Origin of the sequence: Janthinobacterium sp. AD80 (assembly GCF_002878455.1) — a bacterium.
In the GTDB taxonomy this organism is placed as follows: Bacteria; Pseudomonadota; Gammaproteobacteria; order Burkholderiales; family Burkholderiaceae_D; genus Janthinobacterium.
On sequence record NZ_NRDQ01000010.1, the window covers coordinates 1 to 15,486 of the forward strand.

A 15,486-nucleotide genomic window follows, 5' to 3' on the forward strand; every position below is an offset into this window, starting at 1 on the left:
GCATACGCTGTGTCCGGCGTGACGAGCCAGCCGCGCCAGCGCTGCCGCGTGCTGTCCCAGGCATCGAGCAGCACGGCGCCAAAGCCGGGACAGCGCGCCAGCAGGTGGATTTGTCCGCCGGCGATGGGCCGCGCAGCCAGCGGCGCGGCGTCGCTGCGGCGCGCAAAGCGTTGCTGCACGTGTTCCGGCACGGCGACGCCGCGCCAGTCGGGGGTGGCGCCGGCCACCTCGCCGTCCAGCATGTCGACTGACGATGGAGGAGACGGCAGGCGCGCGGCAACGATGGCCAGCGTGGGCGTCAATGCATTCATGCCGAAGGCCTTTCATCGGGGTTCGAGGGAGTGGACGCGGGGTCCATGTGCAGGGATAACGCGGCCAGGCACAAAATATCCAAAACTATTTGCGCCGCCTGCAGGTCGCGTGCCGCCAGGGCATCGCCCACGCGCAATTTGAGCAGGTTCAATACCCAGCTGCCCAGCAGGGTGGCGCGGTGGGCCGGCTCGACCACCTGGCGCCCCGCGCTATTGGCCTCGCCCTTCTGCTTGTGCACCAGGCCCAGCTTGCCGCCGTGGTAATGCGCCGACGCGATCTGTTCGGCCAGTTCCTTGACGGGCATGCCGCCGCAGCCGCAATGGCGCAGCAGCAAGATCAAGTCATGCGGCAAGGTCGTGATGAACAGGTCGGCCGCGTCGCGCACTTGCAGTGGCGTCAGCTGGTAGTCGCGCAGCGGCTCGGCGTAAGAGTCGGGCGCCTGCAGGTCGCAGCCTTCTTGCGCATCGGCATCGTCGTCATCGCGCTGCTTGCGCAGCTGGTCGATGATGAAGCGCTTGAAGTACAGGAACAGGGCGCCCACGTGATGGGGCGCCGCATCGCTGTCGCCGTGCAGGACTTTTTCAATGAAGAACTGGTGCCGCAGGTCGGCCAGGGACTCGCCCAGCGACGCGGCCTCGCGCGGGCGGCATGGCGTCAGCGCGGCGATGACGCGCTGGTAAAACTCGCCCAGTTCGCCTTGCGTCAGCTGCTGGCGGCGGGTCCAGAAAGCATGAATAGGTTCAAATTGTTCCGATTGCACAGCCGGTCCGATCATGTGTTGGGGCGGCGCGCGCCACTGGCCGGAAGCAAGGCTCGCCGGTAAAGAAGAAATACGCTGGACAACAAGACAAACTTGTCAGTCAGGTAAAATGCATTCGGGCAATTTTCTCATACCACACTGGAAATCGCTAACTTTTGTTACTTCCACGACAATTTCCGAGCCGCCGATGCAACGCCTGATTCCCTTGTTCCTGAGCCTGTTCTGTTTACTTTGCGCCAACATGGCGCAGGCCGCCGTGCAGGCCAGCGCGCCAGCGGCCCCCGGCAAGCGCATCGCGCTGGTGATCGGCAATGCCGCGTATCCGCAGCCATTGTTGAACCCCGTCAACGATGCGCGCGCCATGGCCGAACGCTTGCGCCGCCTGGGCTTTGAAGTGCTGCTGCGCACGGACATCACGGCGGCGCAATTACAACAGGCCTCGGCGCAATTTTCCACGCAGGCGCGCGGCGCCGACATCGCCCTGGTGTTTTACGCGGGCCACGGCGCGCAGGCAGGCGAAGCGAACTATGTGCTGCCGCTGGGCGCGAACATGAACGCGCTGAGCGCGTCGGCCATTGCTGCGCAGGGCGTGTCCGTTTCCAGCCTGGCGGGCGACCTGCAGCGCACGGGCGCGCGCGGCGCCGTGCTGATCCTCGACGCCTGCCGCCAGGAATATACGCGCGGCGGTGCCACCGTGCCTGTGCCCGGCGGCAGCAATGCGGCCAGCCACGGCTTTGCCGACACGCAAGCGCCGCGCGGCGTGGTGATCGCCTATTCGGCCGGCCCCGGCGCCCTGGCGCGCGATTTCTGGTCGCCCGATTCGCGCAACAGCCCGTACACCAGCGCCCTGCTCGACGCGCTCGATGCACCGGGCTTGCCCATGGGCGATGTATTTTCGCAAGTGGCGGCCAGGGTTGCCGCCATGACGCATGACGTGCAAAAACCGCGCGTCTCGTTCGGCGAAACGTCGCGCGCCTGGTGCTGAACATGGGCAGCGGCAAGGGCGTCAGCCAGCCAGCACCTGGTGTGCTGGCCGCAGGCAACAGCGGCATGCGCGCTCCGGGGCCCGCGCCAGCCCCGGTGCCCCCGGCGGTGGCCAGCACGGCCCCCGGTGCGAAAGTGTGGCCAGGCAATGTGCTGCAAGACATCAACTATGAAATCCGCATGCAGATCGCGGCACGGCCGTTTCCCCGCCAGCAGCTGGAAAAGCGCGCACGCACGGGCGACCTGGTCGCGCTGACGGCGCTTGGCTACGGCATCGGTGGCGGCGACGCCGGCATCAAGCAGCCGAAGGCGGGCATGCAGTGGCTGGAAAAAGCCGCCGCCAAGGACTTTCCCATCGCCCAGACCTATCTGGCGGAATTGCTGATGGTCAAGGGCGACCCGGCCTCGTTGAAACGCGCGGGCGTGCTGCTCGACGCCGCATCGCAGGCCGGCTACAGCCCCGCCCATGCGTATAAATTCGACCTGGCGCGGCGCACGGGCGCGCCGCCGCAGGACGCGGCACGCCACTTGCAGGACGCCTTCATGGGCTTGATGAAGGATTACCAGGGCGCTGCCAAGGACCTGATGCAGCCGCCCAAAAAATAAACTGAAAAAATTTTGTATTTCCCTGAGCTGCCCCCGTTATCCGTGGGTACATGCAATAAAGCATGACAGCTCTCAGGGAAATTCCATGCACGCATCCAGCCCAGCAGCAAGCAGCGCCACGCAACGTGGCCGTATCCTCGCCTACCAGCCCAGCGGACAAGGTTCCGTCAGCGTGGCAGGCATTCAACATGCGTTCGACGTCGCCACGCACTGGCGCTCGGACGTGGCGCCCGCCATCAACGCCGTCGTCGACGTGCGCTTTGACGATACAGGCAGCCTCGACACCGTCAGCGCCGTGGCGACACAGCAGCTGGCGCAGGAAGAAATGGCCGGCGCGGCGAAATTGGCGCGCGAAAAAAGCCAGCAGTTGTGGGGCCGGGCCGTGTCCGCCCTGGGCATCAAGGTGCTGGCCAGCCTGGGCGTCCTGATCGCCGGCGCCTTTATCTTCAACACCATCGGCATCCGCCTGTTCGCCAGCGTCTCGCGCACCTACTGGCAGCTGCTGGGCCTGTCCGCCGACAGCCTGGAGAGCTTTGCCCGCGATGGCGGCGGCGGTTTTACCTCCGCACAATTTTTCTTCCTGCTGGCCATTGCCGGATGCTTTGCCACCATGGCCAGCAGCCACCCGAAAGCGGCGCTGGGCAAGTGCGCTCCTTTGCTGTTCATCGTCATCCACAGCAGCTTGCTGTTCATCAAGATCAAGGGCGCTGTCAGCGATGCGGGCAGCGCCATGGGCGGCATCATGGGCACCCGCGCGGCCCGCATGGCCGAGCAGATGGCCAGCGAAATGCTGGGCCAGGTCTGGCAGGGACTCTCGTTCGGCATCGGTTTTTACCTGGTGCTGGCCGCATCCATCGTCCTGGCCGCTTACGGCGTGGGCGAATACAAACGCTTGGGAGGCAAGCACTGAAAACCTACTGCGCAGCCCACTTCCGGGTCGGCGTTGCTCACTGTACATAAAGTACGGTTCCGCTACTCAACCCGGCATTGGGCTTGCTCGCTACGGTTTTCAGCGCTGCCGTGACTTTCACAACCCTAAAAATTAACACCGTCACTACCTTTTAACTTATCTTAAAGGAAATATCATGAACCGTACCCTGCCCGCCCTGCTCGCCATCGCCATCCTGCTGTCTGCCTGCGGCAAGCCCGCCGAGCATGCCACGCCGGCGGCTTCGGCGCCCGCCACCAGCGTGGCCGACATGGCCGCCAAGGCGCAAATGAAGGCGGCCGCCGCCAGCCTGCCGCAAGCGGACGCCGCCACGCCAACATCGAGCTATGTCGACATCACCAGCGGCAACCAGTTGATGTACAGCTACCTCGCCCTGTCCGGCGTGCCGCCCGACTACGCGGCCGTGGCGCAGCGCATCTCGCGCGAATATGCGGGCAGCAACGATGCCTTCCGCAAACAGGAAGTGCTCGACGCCCTGAAACCGCAGATCGACGCCAAGGTCAATGAGGCGAAAACCAAGCGCTACCTGCGCTACCAGATCAATGGCCAGGGCGCGCTGTCGCCGTACGCGATGGACAAGGCCGCCTTCCCCGCCAAGTTCGCCGAAGCGGGCACGTATTACTACATGTACGACAACGGCGACTACAAGCTGGCGTTCACGAATGGCGATGGCTACTCGCTGCTGAAAGTGGACCAGGACGCGGCCCGCAAGATCGAAGCGGCGCGCAGCGGCTACAAGGACTTTGCCATCGTCGTGTATGCCTACGCCCAGGAAGCGGACATGGCCAGCAACCAGGTCAAGGCGCAGATCGTCAAGGTGGCGATCAAGCTGAATGGGGAAGAAATTCCCGTTCAACAAGCGATGTAAACCCAAGGTCAGGTAGCGGGGTCGAACCCTGAGGGGCCGACCCCGGCCTTCGTTTTGGGTTCACGACCTCGCCACTTGCAGTTACACTATTCGCCAACGACATCGAGAGTGAGACATGGGCGAACAGACACTGGCGGAACAACAGCTGGCCAAGGGCCGGCAACTGCAGCAGCAAGGCAAGCTGATCGAGGCGATCAACGCCTACCAGGCGGCCTACAAGCAGGACCCGGCCCTGGCCGAAGCGCAGCATTTCCAGGGCCTGGCGATGCTGGAGCTGGGCCAGGGCACCATCGGCCTGGGCCTGTTAAAACTGTCGCTCAGGCAGCAGCCGGACAATGCCCTGTTCCACTACAACCTGGGCAATGTGCTGCGCGGCACGGACAGCGCAGCGGCGCTGGACAGCTATGCCACGGCGGCGCGGCTGGCCCCGCACGAGCATGATTTCGCCATCAGCCATGCGGAATTGCTGCTGGGGAAACAGCACCTGCAGGAAACCATTGCCGAACTGGAACGCGCCCACGCGCTGCGCCCGCAACGCTGGCAAACCCTGCAGGGCCTAGCCGAGCTGTACTACCGCACGGGGCAGCAGGAACTGGCGCTGGCCCGCTACGCGCAAGCCCTGGCGCTGCACCCGGCGCTGGCGGACAGCTGCCGCATCGGCTTTGCCCACCCTGCGCCGGCGGGCAGCGAACAGTCCAGCGTGCCGGAGGTGGCCGCCGGGCTGCAAGACTTCCTGCGCGAAACAGACCTGCACATCCTCGACGATTTCCTGCCCGACCCGGCCGCCTGGCGCGCGCAGGCGTTGACGCTGCCGTTCGCGCAGCAGCGCTATGCGGGACAGAACTATCCGGGCAGCCAGACGGATGGCCAGCCCAGTCAAGCCATCATGGAACGCATCGCCACGGCGCTGGGCCGCCCCATCCGTTTCATCTCGCCCGACAATGGCTCCTACCGCCTCAGCTATGCGGACGCCATGGCGCGCACGGATATCCACGTGGACAACGAGACGGGCAACAATTTCAATTTCTATGCGGGCGTGCTGTATTTGAACCCGCCCGAGCAGTGCCAAGGCGGCACCACCTTCTGGCGCCACCAGCCCAGCGGCTGGTACCGGAGACTACCGGAGGCGGACGTGAAAGCGGGTGGCTACGCCAGCTTCAAGGATTTTCAGAAACGCTGGCTGCCAAACAGCACAGTGCAGAAATTCAACGACCTGCAGGAACAGCGCGACAGTTGGCAAGCCTTGCTGGAAGTACCCATGCGCCACAACCGCCTGATCGTCTACAAGGGACACTACTTTCACTCGATCAGCAATGTGTTTGGCGACACGCCGGAGAATGGACGCCTGGTGCAGCTGTTCTTCTTTGAAGTGCCCGACTGAGCATGCTGCGCGGGCATTGTCGGATTACGCCCTGCGGGCTAATCCGACCTACCTGTTACCGTGCCATCCGTCGGTCGGATTAGCGGAACGCGTAATCCGACACAGCTCCCACAGCGACGGTTCAACACATCTCCGCGGCAGTGGTGCGTACAGGCACAAGCACCACAGCATCGATTCAATACATGTGGTTGTTGACCGTCGGTCGGATTAGCGGAACGCGTAATCCGACGCAGCTCCCACAGCGACGGTTCAGTACATGTCAGCGGCCGTGGTGCGTACAGGCACAAGCACCACAGCATCGATTCAATGCATGTGGTTGTTGACCGTAGGGCGGATTAGCGGAACGCGTAATCCGACACAGCTCCTACAGCGACGATTCAACACATGTCCGCAGCAGTGGTGCGCACAGACACAAGCACCACGGCATCGATTCAATACATGTGGTTGTTGACCGTCGGTCGGATTAGCGGAACGCGTAATCCGACACAGCTCCCACAGCGACGATTCAGTACATGTCAGCGGCCGTGGCGCGTACGGCTTTTAACAGCATATCCGCCCCGGGCGACAGCAAATGATCCTGCTGGCGGATGATGCCGAAGGCATCCATCTTGCACGGCAGTTCGATCGGCAGGATGCTCAGCACGTTCAGGGATGCGTAGTAGTGCGCCACTTCCGTCGGCATCACGTGCAGGGAATCCGTCTGCTGCAGCAAGGACGTGATCAGGAGCAAGGCGGTCGTGTCGACGACGTCGACGGGAGGCTCCAGGCTGGCGCGGCGGAACATCATGTCGAAGCGGTGGCGCAGGATGCTGCCTTGCGGCGGCAAGATCCACGGCTGGCCCGCCAGGTCCTTCAATTGCAGATTCTTGCGCGACAGCAGCGGATGGCCATTGCGCGCCACGGCGCTGGCCGGCTCTTCCGTCAATTCCTCGTAGATCAGCCCGGCGCTGCTTTCCTTTTCCAGGATGCGCCCGATCATGAAGTCGAGGGTACCGTGCTGCAGCATGTCCATCAGGGTATTGCTGTGCTCGAGGTGCACGCCGATGCGCATCAGCGGCGCCTGCTGCTTGATGCGCGCAATGGCGCGCGGCAACAAGGCCATGGCCGGCGTCATGATGACCCCCACTTCCACCTGGCCCGTCAAGCCCGACTTCAGGGCGACGATATCGTCATGCGCCAGCGACAGGCTGGTCAGGGCCATGCGCGCGTGGCGTATCATCGTCTCGCCGTAGATGGTCGGCTCCATGCCGCGCGGCAACCTGTCAAACAGGCGCACGTCGAGCATCTCTTCCAGATCCTTGATTTGCTTGGACGCGGCCGGCTGCGTCATGTGCAATTCTTCCGCCGCGCGATGGATGTTGCGCTGCTCGTCAAGGGCGATCAGCAGCAGCAATTGCCGCGTCTTCAGGCGGGCTCGCAAGAACCAGTTGGGGTTGAGGGTATCCATGAATAAATCATATCATGATCGATATCAGTTTCTAGCTGATACCGATATTATAGATATCGGTATTTCTCCTTTTTGTACGTGAAAACAACGCCTGCTTAACCGGCCTTGCAGGCCGCGCCGGGGTTCGCCGCCGGACCCTGCTGCGTCTGGTGGATGAACTCGATGGTGCCGTCCGGCTTGTATTTCAGTTCTTCCACGGCGACAGAGCGGCGGTATTCGCCGCCGCCGGGCAACTTATCGTTGTGATAGAAGATGTAGGACTTGCCGTTGAACTCGATGATGGCCTGGTGAATGGTTTTCACCACGGCGTTCTTGTCCATGATGGTGCCGCGGAAATGCCATGGTCCCGTCGGCGACGGCCCCGTCGAATACGCCGTTTCTTCCGGGAAGTTGCGCGAGTACGACAGGTAATACGTGCCCGCATGCTTGTGCATGTACGCCGCTTCCGTGAACGCATCCATGCCGAAGGTGAGGATCGGGCCGTCCAGCTCCGTCATGTTGGCTTTCAGCTTCGCGTACTTCAAGACCGTGTTGCCCCAGTAAATATAGGCCTGGCCATCCGTATCGATGAAGACGGCCGGGTCGATATCGTCCCAGGGAATGGCCGTCTGCTTCGTCATGTCGTTGGTGATCAGGGCGCTGCCGCGCGCGTCGACGAACGGGCCTGTCGGGCTGTCGGACACGGCTACGCCGATGGCCTTGCCGGGGATGCTTTTATGGTCGACGGTCGAGTAAAAATAATACTTGCTGCCGCGCTTGACGATGTCGCCGGCCCAAGCATCTTTTCCCGCCCAGGCAAAGGTGGAAAAGCGCACGGGCGAGCCGTGATCCGTCCAGTTCGCCATGTCGCACGACGAATACACGCGCCATTCATGCATGCGGTAATCCGTGTCCGTGGCGCTGGCTTCATCGTGGCCCACGTACAGATAGACTCTGCCATTGTCGACCAGCGCGGCCGGGTCGCCCGTGTAGATATTTTTCACGATCGGATTGGCCGCCTGCGCGCCGAATGTGGCGCAGGCGAGCGCTGCCGCCATGCCGATGGCTGCGGCACGTGTTTTTTGCTTCAACATAAAAGTTAACTCCCGTTGGTATTTTTCTGGCCCATGGCCATCAGTCTTTGCACGACGCAAAAGACAAACAGCAGGCCGCCGATGACGATCTTCGTCCACCAGGAACTGAGCGTGCCGTCAAAGGCGATCAGGGTCTGGATGGTGCCCAGCACCAGCACGCCGGACAGGGCGCCGGCCACATAGCCGTAACCACCGCTGAGCAAGGTGCCGCCGATGACGACGGCGGCGATCGCGTCCAGTTCCGTGCCCTGCGCATGCAAGCCATAGCCGGACAGCATGTAGAAGGCGAACAGCACGCCGCCCAGCGAGGCGCAGAAGCCGCTGAAGGCGTAGATCAGCACCTTGGTGCGGCCCACTGGCAAGCCCATCATCAGGGCCGACTGTTCATTGCCGCCGATCGCATACACGGCGCGGCCGAACGGCGTGGCGTGCGCCAGCCAGATGGCCAGCAGCAAGGTCGCCACGGCAATCACCACGCCCGGCGAGACAAAGCCGCCCAGGAAGCTCAGCTGGGTCTGCGACATGGCAACGAACAGCGGGTCGTCGATGGTGATGGAATTGATGCTGATCAGGTAGCACAGGCCCCGTGCCAGAAACATGCCGGCCAGGGTGACGATGAAAGGCTGCAACTTGAAATAATGGATCAGCGCGCCCATGCTGGCGCCAAACACGGCACCCAGCGCCAGCACGGTGGCGATCACCAGGGTCGGCGGCCAGTGCGCCACGTTGAGCAGCCAGGCGGCAATCATGGTCGACAGGGCCAGCACGGAGCCGACGGACAAATCGATGCCGCCGGAAACAATCACGAAGGTCATGCCGACGGCGATCACCAGCAAAAAGGCGTTATCGATCAACAAGTTAAAAATGACTTGCGTCGACAGCAGGCCAGGGTAGGCGGCGCCCCCCAGGCCCAGCATCACCACCAGCAGCAGCACAGTGACGAGCGAGGTGAAATACGGGGTGTGCAGCAAGCCCTTCATGCTTTTCTCCGATGCAGCAATTGCTTGAATTCCGACGATTGCGACAGGCAGACGAGGAAGACGACGACCGACTTGACAACCATGTTCACTTCCGGCGGCACGCCCAGCGAATAGATGGTGTAGGTCAGGGTTTGGATGATGAGGGCGCCGATCATGCTGCCCACCAGGCTGAACTTGCCGCCGGCTAAGGAAGTACCGCCCAGGGTGACGGCCAGGATGGCGTCGAGTTCCAGCATCAGGCCCGCGTTGTTCGCGTCGGCGCTCTTGATGTTCGAACTGATCATCAGGCCCGACAGGCCCGCGCAGGCGGCGCAAAAGACGTAGACAAAAAAGATCAGCGTGGCCGTCTTGATGCCCGCCAGACGCGCGGCGACGGGGTTGATGCCGACGGCCTGGATGAACAGGCCCAGCGCAGTCTTGCGCATCAGCACGGCCGTGATGATGAACACGGCAGCGACGAGGAACAGGGAAAACGGCAAGCCGAACAGATAGCCGCTGCCAATGAAGAAGAAGGGCTGGTAGTAGACGGTGACGATCTGGCCATCCGTCAGCAGTTGCGCCAGGCCACGCCCGGCCACCATCAGGATCAGGGTGGCGACGATGGGCTGCAAGCCCAGGCCCGCCACCAGCACGCCATTCCAGGCGCCGCACAGCAGGGCCGCGCCCAGGGCCGCCGCCAGCGCCCAGCCCATGGGAATGTTGCTCACATAGGTGGGCACGCCGTTGTCCATCACCATGGTGCCGCCGATCAGCATGGCGGCCACGGTGCCGGACAGGGCCACGACGGCACCGACGGAAATGTCGATGCCGCGCGTGGCGATGACGAGGGTCATGCCCAGCGCCGCCAGCATCAGCGGCGCGGCGCGGTTGACGATGTCGATCACGCTGCCGTACAGGTGGCCGTCGCGCACTTCCAGGTGGAAAAAGCCGGGGATGGCGAAGAAATCGACCAGCAGCAGCAAAAACAGCGCGGCCAGGGGCCGGCTCAATGGATGATGTAAAACGCTATGCACAATGGAGGAATCCGTGGTGGAGGCCGCCCGTACCGCCTCGATGGGCGCCGCGGACGGCGGTGTGGTCATGCTCATGCTGTCTCTCCGGCGATCACTTGCAGCACGGAACTGTCGTCAAGCTCGCCACGCGCATAGTCGCCGCAGGCCTTGCGGTCGCGCATGACGAGAATGCGGTCGCTGCAGCGCAGCACTTCCGGCAATTCGGACGAGATGAACAAAATTGCCATGCCCTTGCGGCACAGCTTGCTGACATAGCTCATGATTTCCTGCTTGGCGCGCACGTCGATACCGCGCGTCGGTTCATCGAGGATCAGCATGGTCGGCGAGGTCACCAGCCAGCGCGCCAGCAAGGCTTTCTGTTGATTACCGCCAGACAAGCTGCCGATCGGCGTCTCGATGCTGGCCGTCTTGATGCCCAGCGCCTTCACATATTCATCGGCCAGCGCCTGCTGGCGTTTAAAGGGAATGGCGCGCAGCAAGCCCGTGCGGGCCTGCAAGGCAAGAATGATGTTTTCGCGCACGGAGAGCGACAAGATCGCTCCTTCGTGCTTGCGGTCTTCCGAGCAAAAGCCGATGTCGGCCGCAATCGCATCGCGCGGCACGCTGAAGTGGCGCGGCTTGCCATGCACCATGATGCTGCCGGAGTCGGCCTTGTCGGCGCCAAACAGCAGCCGCGCCAGTTCCGTGCGGCCCGAGCCCAGCAAGCCGGCCAGGCCCAGCAATTCACCCTGGTGGATGTGGAAATCCATGGGCAGCAAGGCGCCCTTGCGGCCCAGTCCCTGCGCTTCCAGCACCGTGGGACCGAAGCTAGCGGCGCCGGCCTCTTGCGCCAGATCAAGCTCTTGCTCCTGCGTGTCGGCTGCCACGCCGATCATCTTGTTCACCAGCGCCAGGCGCGACAGTTCGCTGCACGCATACTCGCCTTCGCGCTCGCCATTGCGCATGACGGTGATGCGGTCGGAAATGGCGTAGGTCTGGTCGAGGAAGTGCGTCACGAACAGAATCGCCATGCCCTGCTCGCGCAGGCGGCGCAGCACGGAAAACAGCAGATTGACTTCCGCCTCGTCGAGGCTGGACGTGGGTTCGTCCAGGATCAGCACGCGTGCGGAAATGTTCAGCGCACGCGAAATGGCCACCATTTGCTGAATGGCCAGCGGAAAGCTGGACAGTTGCGCCGTGACATCGATATCGATCTGCAATTGCTGCAGCAAGGCACGCGCCTGCTGCTGCATGCTGCGCCAGTCGATGCCGCCGAAGCGGCGCGGATAGCGGCCAATAAAAATGTTTTCCGCCACCGACAGGTTCGGGCACAGATTGACTTCCTGGTACACGGTGCTGATGCCGAGCAGCTGCGCATCCGAGGTGGACGCCGGGGCGATCGGCTTGCCGTCGAGCAGAATCTGGCCGCTGTCGGGCGTGTACACGCCCGTCAGCACCTTGATCAGCGTCGACTTGCCGGCGCCATTTTGCCCCATCAGGGTATGCACTTCGCCCGGATACAGGCGCAGGGCGACATTGCTGAGGGCTTTGACGCCGGGAAAGGATTTACTGATGCCGCGCAACTCCAGCAAGGGAGCTGGCGCGGCGTCTTGATGCGCTTGCGTATTCATCATGCGGCAAGCTTAGTATTTACGGTTAGGAAATTCCTTCGCGGCCACCTCGGCAGGGAACACGCCTTCCACCGTCGTGATACGCGCCGGCACGGGCTTGCCGGCCACCACATCGCGGGCGATGGACATCAGTTGCGGGCCCAGCAGCGGGCTGCATTCCACGGTGACATTCAGCTTGCCGGCGATCATGGCCTCGAACGCGCCTTTGACGCCATCGATGGAAATGATGATGATGTCCTTGCCCGGCTTCATGCCCGCTTCTTCGATGGCCTGGATGGCACCGATGGCCATGTCGTCATTGTGGGCGTACAGTACGTTGATCTTCTTGCCTTCCGCCTTCAGTGAACGCTTCCATCACTTCCTTGCCCTTGGCGCGCGTAAAGTCGCCCGTTTGCGAACGGATGATCTTCATCTTCGGATTCTTGCCCACCACTTCCAGGAAGCCCGCCTTGCGGTCGATGGCCGGCGCGGAACCGACCGTGCCCTGCAGTTCAACGATGTTCAGGGTGGCATCCGGGGTCTTCTTGGCGTGCTCCAGCAGCCACTGGCCGGCGCGGCGGCCCTCTTCCACGAAGTCGGAACCGATGAAGGTCACGTACAGCGACTTGTCGGCCACATTGACGGCGCGGTCCGTCAGGATGACGGGAATCTTGGCGGCCTTGGCTTCGCGCAACACGGTATCCCAGCCCGACTCGACCACGGGCGAGAAGGCGATGACGTCGACCTTTTGCGCGATGAAGGAGCGCAGCGCCTTGACCTGGTTTTCCTGCTTTTGCTGGGCATCGGCAAATTTCAGGGTGACGCCATCTTTCTTGGCGGCATCTTTAATGGAGACGGTATTGGCGGTGCGCCATTCGCTCTCGGCGCCCACCTGCGAAAAGCCCATGACGAGGGGCTTGGCGGCGAAGGCGGTGGAAGTGGCGAAGGTGCTTGCCAGCAGCATGGCGCTGGCGAGGAGGGTGCGGCGTGTCAATGTCATTCTTGTCTCCAGTTTTTATTGGAATACCATCACAGCCGGATGCCGGATGGGCGGTTTTTATGAACCCATGGTAGGAGAAAGCAACATAGCCATCCAATCAATTCTTTTTCGCTTGCGATACCGATTTGCGTATCACTGGATGGCGTCCCGGCTCGCTCCTGCGGCTCAGCGCAGCAGGCGCAGCCCGTACAAGCCACCGGCCACGGAGTCCTTGCCGGCGACAAATTTCACCACCAGCTTGCCGTTCGCCGCCGCTACCAGCGCCTTGGGAATGGCGATGTCAAACGTATGCAGCTCCTGCGGCGCGTCGGCCGCCACGGCAACCGTCTGCAGCTTCGTGCCATTCACCAGCACGTCGAAGGTCCGGCCCGCATCGAGGGTGGACAGGGTCAGGCGCAGGGTGGCCGCCTCGCCTTGCGGGTCGTTCAACACATAACTGAACCAGCCTGTGGCGTGGCGCCAGTGCATGCCCTTGTTGACGCCGTTCTCTCCCCCTTCGGCCTGGAAAAAATGGTCCGATTCCGGCTGCTGCTGGCCGGGCGCCACCTGGTCGATGGTGAGCGCATCGAGGGCCAGGCGCTGCGCTTCCGCCTGCCGGGTCTTTTCCTGCAGCTGCGCCAGGTTGGCGGGCGTGGACACGGGCCAGTACAGCATGTAGCGTGCATCGTGCAGGCGGAAGAACGGAATCAGTTTCAAGGTCGCCGCATCCTTGCCCTGGATCAGGCCGGGTGCCGTAAACGTCAGCGGCTGGCCCTTGACGGGCTTGATCTTGTGCATGAACTCCTTGGTGTCGCTGACGAACAGGGGCGACGATTCCAGCGGGCAGACTTGCCCCTGGGCGATATGCCCCATGCGCGAGTCGTCGGCAAAATAATTCAGTTGCTCGTTGGCGAACGGCTGCGTCTTGGCGGCCAGCACGATGGGGCCATGCAGCACGGCATAGTAATTCGACTGGTCCGGCATCTGTTCCAGGCGCGTGCGCATCGGCAGCACCACGTCCACGCTGTCGCCGCTCTTCCAGGCGCGCGTGATGGTCACGTACTCGCCCGGCGCGCCGTGCACGCGCATGGCCTTGCCATTGAGTTTGACGCGCAGCTTGCCCTTGGCCACCCACCGCGGGTAGCGGATCTTCATGCTGAAGGTCTTGTTGCCTTGCACTGTGATGCGCGTCGTGTCCTGGTCGGGGAACTGTGTCGATTGGACGATGGTGACGCCCTGCTCCTGCCAGTCCAGGGTGGAGGCCATGAACAGGTTCACGTACAGCGCGTCGCCCTCGTGGGCGTAGATGAACTCGCCATACTTGGCCTGGCTTTCGATGCCGGAACCCACGCAGCACCACATGCCCTTGTCCACTTCCGAATACACGCGGTAGTGGTTCGGGCGCATGGGCGTGAAATACACGAAGCCGCCCGTGCCCGGGCGCTGCGACGACAGGATGTGGTTGTACAGCGCGCGTTCGTAGTAATCCGTGTATTTCACCTGTTCGTCGCGCTGGAACAATTGCTCGGTGAGCTTGAGCATATTGTAGGTATTGCAGGTTTCCGGTCCTTCGACCTCGTCCACCATCGATGAAAAATCGTGTTCGTCGTGGAAATGCTCCTTGACGCTGTTGCCGCCGATGGCCACCGTGCGCTTGTCGTGCACGGTTTGCCAAAAGAACTGCGCCGCCTGCTGCCAGTCGCGCCGGCCAGTCAGTGCGCCGATGCGCTCGAAACCGATGACTTTCGGGATTTGCGTATTCGCATGCAGGCCCGTCAGCTTGTCCTGCTGCGCCACCAGGGGCTGCAGGATGGCCTGGTGCGAGAAGCGCACGGCCAGGTCCATGTAGCGCTGCTCGCCCGTCATCGTGTAGACGTCGGCCAGCACTTCATTCATGCCGCCATGTTCGGCGCGCAGCATGGCTTGCATCTGCTCGTCGCTCAAGGCGTCCGACAGCTTGACGGCCCAGTCCGACAAGGCGATCAGCATGGTTTTCGCCTGTTCGCTGCCCGCCTGCTGGTAGGCGTCGCGCAAGCCCGCGTACACCTTGTGCAGGTTGTACCATGGCACCCACTTGCCGTTGACGGAGAAAGTGTCCGCCTGCATCTGTCCTTTCGCGACGGCTTGCCAGGCGGCGCTGCCGTCGGGAATGCCGCCCAGGTAGCCATTGCCATTGGCTTCCTGGCATTTCTGCAATTCCGCCAGCACGTAGTCGAGGCGCTCGCGCACCTGCGCGTCGCCCGTGGAAGCGAACATCAGGGCCAGCGCCGACAGATAATGTCCGCCCATGTGGCCGTCCAGGCCCGTCGCTTCCCAGTTGCCATAGCCGGGCTTGGGCTGCGGCAGGCCCGCCTCGCGGCGAAACGGCGCCAGCAATTTATCCGGGTCGAAGGCCATCAGGTAATGCAGGTCCGTCGTCTGCGCATCGAGAAACGGCCCGGCACCCAGGCGCACGGCCGAGAGGGGAAACAGCTCGGCCGCCTGCGGCACAGGCGTGACCAGCCCGCCGGCGGCCAGCGCCAGCGTCAACAAGGTTTTTTTCACG

The 15,486-nt window shown here is 62.8% G+C and carries 13 protein-coding genes and 1 pseudogene; 5 read left to right on the forward strand and 9 right to left on the reverse strand.

Translation table 11 applies throughout. From position 1 onward, the window contains the following. Both JaAD80_RS02335 and JaAD80_RS02340 read right to left on the reverse strand, forming a co-directional pair. A partial coding sequence (locus JaAD80_RS02335; protein ID WP_146012236.1) for a hypothetical protein occupies positions 1 to 311 on the reverse strand: 311 nt, incomplete at its 3' end. Continuing rightward, entirely contained in the window at positions 308 to 1,087 is a 780-nt protein-coding gene (locus JaAD80_RS02340) for a hypothetical protein (protein ID WP_102292703.1), read from the reverse strand. The genes JaAD80_RS02335 and JaAD80_RS02340, both read right to left, overlap by 4 nt. A gap of 172 nt (positions 1,088 to 1,259) precedes the next feature. Between JaAD80_RS02340 and JaAD80_RS02345 the strand changes: the two genes are divergently transcribed. The 5 genes from JaAD80_RS02345 to JaAD80_RS02370 all read left to right on the forward strand — a co-directional run bounded on the left by JaAD80_RS02345 (position 1,260) and on the right by JaAD80_RS02370 (position 5,860). Continuing rightward, positions 1,260 to 2,057 carry a caspase family protein gene (locus JaAD80_RS02345; protein ID WP_180979261.1) on the forward strand — a complete coding sequence of 266 codons (798 nt, stop codon included), beginning with the start codon at positions 1,260 to 1,262 and terminating at the stop codon, positions 2,055 to 2,057. After that, positions 2,051 to 2,662: a hypothetical protein gene (locus JaAD80_RS02350; RefSeq protein ID WP_146012237.1), complete on the forward strand. Its 612-nt coding sequence runs from the start codon at positions 2,051 to 2,053 to the stop codon at positions 2,660 to 2,662. Before JaAD80_RS02345 ends, JaAD80_RS02350 begins: the two co-directional genes overlap by 7 nt. Before the next feature lie 85 nt (positions 2,663 to 2,747). Further along, on the forward strand, positions 2,748 to 3,572 hold the full coding sequence (locus JaAD80_RS02355) for a hypothetical protein (RefSeq protein WP_102292706.1): 825 nt from the start codon (positions 2,748 to 2,750) through the stop codon (positions 3,570 to 3,572). 175 nt (positions 3,573 to 3,747) lie between these two features. After that, positions 3,748 to 4,479: a hypothetical protein gene (locus tag JaAD80_RS02365; RefSeq protein WP_219726770.1), complete on the forward strand. Its 732-nt coding sequence runs from the start codon at positions 3,748 to 3,750 to the stop codon at positions 4,477 to 4,479. Between the two features lie 115 nt (positions 4,480 to 4,594). Next, positions 4,595 to 5,860: a DUF6445 family protein gene (locus tag JaAD80_RS02370; RefSeq protein WP_102292708.1), complete on the forward strand. Its 1,266-nt coding sequence runs from the start codon at positions 4,595 to 4,597 to the stop codon at positions 5,858 to 5,860. 505 nt (positions 5,861 to 6,365) lie between these two features. Here the strand turns inward: JaAD80_RS02370 and JaAD80_RS02375 are convergent. The 7 genes and pseudogenes from JaAD80_RS02375 to JaAD80_RS02405 form a co-directional block, all read right to left on the reverse strand. Then, positions 6,366 to 7,307 (reverse strand): LysR family transcriptional regulator, encoded by a 942-nt coding sequence (locus tag JaAD80_RS02375; protein ID WP_102292709.1) that lies wholly within the window; start codon positions 7,305 to 7,307, stop codon positions 6,366 to 6,368. A 95-nt stretch (positions 7,308 to 7,402) separates the two neighbouring features. Beyond that, positions 7,403 to 8,380 carry a glycoside hydrolase family 43 protein gene (locus JaAD80_RS02380; protein ID WP_102292710.1) on the reverse strand — a complete coding sequence of 326 codons (978 nt, stop codon included), beginning with the start codon at positions 8,378 to 8,380 and terminating at the stop codon, positions 7,403 to 7,405. A gap of 5 nt (positions 8,381 to 8,385) precedes the next feature. Continuing rightward, positions 8,386 to 9,360, reverse strand: a complete 975-nt coding sequence (gene yjfF / locus JaAD80_RS02385; protein WP_102292711.1) for a galactofuranose ABC transporter, permease protein YjfF — start codon at positions 9,358 to 9,360, stop codon at positions 8,386 to 8,388. Next, a complete protein-coding gene (locus JaAD80_RS02390; RefSeq protein ID WP_102292712.1) occupies positions 9,357 to 10,448 on the reverse strand; it encodes an ABC transporter permease in 1,092 nt (363 codons plus the stop codon). Before JaAD80_RS02390 ends, yjfF begins: the two co-directional genes overlap by 4 nt. Beyond that, on the reverse strand, positions 10,445 to 11,986 hold the full coding sequence (locus tag JaAD80_RS02395; RefSeq protein WP_258002774.1) for a sugar ABC transporter ATP-binding protein: 1,542 nt from the start codon (positions 11,984 to 11,986) through the stop codon (positions 10,445 to 10,447). The genes JaAD80_RS02390 and JaAD80_RS02395 overlap by 4 nt, the downstream gene beginning before the upstream one ends. A 9-nt stretch (positions 11,987 to 11,995) precedes the next feature. Continuing rightward, a pseudogene (locus JaAD80_RS02400) lies at positions 11,996 to 12,962 on the reverse strand (ABC transporter substrate-binding protein). 165 nt (positions 12,963 to 13,127) lie between these two features. Further along, positions 13,128 to 15,485: a glycoside hydrolase family 127 protein gene (locus JaAD80_RS02405; RefSeq protein WP_102292713.1), complete on the reverse strand. Its 2,358-nt coding sequence runs from the start codon at positions 15,483 to 15,485 to the stop codon at positions 13,128 to 13,130. Position 15,486 lies beyond the last annotated feature (1 nt).

Bases quoted from the DNA above. Each gene is read 5' to 3' on its own strand.
- JaAD80_RS02365 (WP_219726770.1), top strand. From the start codon at position 3,748: ATGAACCGTACCCTGCCCGCCCTGCTCGCCATCGCCATCCTGCTGTCT.
- JaAD80_RS02380 (WP_102292710.1), bottom strand. From the start codon at position 8,380: ATGTTGAAGCAAAAAACACGTGCCGCAGCCATCGGCATGGCGGCAGCG.
- yjfF (WP_102292711.1), bottom strand. From the start codon at position 9,360: ATGAAGGGCTTGCTGCACACCCCGTATTTCACCTCGCTCGTCACTGTG.
- JaAD80_RS02375 (WP_102292709.1), bottom strand. From the start codon at position 7,307: ATGGATACCCTCAACCCCAACTGGTTCTTGCGAGCCCGCCTGAAGACG.
- JaAD80_RS02340 (WP_102292703.1), bottom strand. From the start codon at position 1,087: ATGATCGGACCGGCTGTGCAATCGGAACAATTTGAACCTATTCATGCT.
- JaAD80_RS02395 (WP_258002774.1), bottom strand. From the start codon at position 11,986: ATGATGAATACGCAAGCGCATCAAGACGCCGCGCCAGCTCCCTTGCTG.
- JaAD80_RS02355 (WP_102292706.1), top strand. From the start codon at position 2,748: ATGCACGCATCCAGCCCAGCAGCAAGCAGCGCCACGCAACGTGGCCGT.
- JaAD80_RS02345 (WP_180979261.1), top strand. From the start codon at position 1,260: ATGCAACGCCTGATTCCCTTGTTCCTGAGCCTGTTCTGTTTACTTTGC.
- JaAD80_RS02370 (WP_102292708.1), top strand. From the start codon at position 4,595: ATGGGCGAACAGACACTGGCGGAACAACAGCTGGCCAAGGGCCGGCAA.
- JaAD80_RS02390 (WP_102292712.1), bottom strand. From the start codon at position 10,448: ATGAGCATGACCACACCGCCGTCCGCGGCGCCCATCGAGGCGGTACGG.